Raw genomic sequence first — 1,258 nt, 5'->3', positions numbered from 1 at the left:
CAGCAGGGTAGCCCAGCCTTCAACCACGTCACCGCCCCACTTGGCTTTCCACTCTTTCAGAGTTTTGTGGTTGCCACCTTTGGTCTCGATGACTTCGCCGTTGTGCGGGTTTTTGTATTGTTTAACTTTGCGAGCACGCTTGGTGCCAGTAGTTTTTACTGCACCGCCACGTGGCGCTTTGGTTTTGGCTTCTGGATCCAGCAGCGCGATGATGTCGCGCAGGGATTTGGAATATTCGCCCATCAGGGTGCGCAGTTTGCCTTCGAATTCCAGCTCAGTCTGCAGTTTGTCGTCTTGGGACAGATTCTTCAAACGGGCTTGCAGCTCTTTGATAGCTTCTTCGGTGGCGCGATATTCGTTGATCAAGGACATGTGGACTACCTTATGTTGTGCGCTGGATGGCAGGTGACAGTGCGGCAATAATAGTCACGGTGTTTCATCAAGTAAACATTTAAGCCAACTTTATTTAATTTAACTGCTGTGTCTTTGGCGTGCATTGGTAATGCAATTATTAGTGTGGTCCGGATCCGTCAGATATACATAAATTAACAAATGACCGGCACCGCTAGAGCGTCCGGGCGAACCGGCACTGGCGCTGTCCACCCTGCCGCACCGACCTTCGGGCAGGGCGAAACGTCAACAATACTGCAGTTTTGCTGCGCAATCGCTAGAATGGCCGCCTTTGCGAAGTTCTGGAGTTTCCCCCTCATGCGCACTTTTCGTCTGGTGATTTCTTGCCCGGACCGTGTTGGCATCGTTGCCAAAGTCAGTAACTTTCTGGCATCACACAATGGCTGGATCACTGAAGCGAGCCATCACTCGGACAATCTCAGTGGCTGGTTCTTCATGCGTCACGAAATCCGTGCCGACTCCCTGCCATTTGGTATCGAAGCGTTTCGCGAAGCCTTTGCCCCGATCGCCGAAGAGTTCTCGATGGACTGGCGCATCACCGATACCGAGCAGAAGAAACGCGTGGTGCTGATGGCCAGCCGCGAGTCGCACTGCCTGGCGGACTTGCTGCACCGCTGGCACAGCGATGAACTGGACTGCGAAATTTCCTGCGTCATTTCCAACCATGATGACTTGCGCAGCATGGTGGAGTGGCACGGCATTCCGTACTACCACGTCCCGGTCAATCCGCAGGACAAGCAACCGGCCTTCACCGAGGTTTCGCGCCTGGTCAAACAGCACGATGCCGAAGTGGTGGTGCTTGCCCGTTACATGCAAATCCTGCCACCGGAGTTGTGCAGCGAATACG

At 53.8% G+C, this 1,258-nt stretch carries 2 protein-coding genes; one reads left to right on the top strand and one right to left on the bottom strand.

What is annotated here, in order from left to right:
• Positions 1-372: histone-like nucleoid-structuring protein MvaT (mvaT, locus tag ACRESJ_RS16305; RefSeq protein ID WP_431758820.1), on the bottom strand; the 372-nt coding region annotated here is incomplete at its 3' end.
• 336 nt (positions 373-708) lie between these two features.
• Here mvaT and ACRESJ_RS16300 point away from each other — a divergent pair.
• Positions 709-1,258 (top strand): formyltetrahydrofolate deformylase (locus ACRESJ_RS16300; protein WP_431758819.1); only part of this gene is annotated, 550 nt, incomplete at its 3' end.

It is taken from the genome of Pseudomonas sp., assembly GCF_050739655.1.
Lineage (GTDB): Bacteria > Pseudomonadota > Gammaproteobacteria > Pseudomonadales > Pseudomonadaceae > Aquipseudomonas.
Note: the sequence above shows the minus strand (reverse complement) of the source record. Positions and strands in the feature narration are given on the sequence as shown.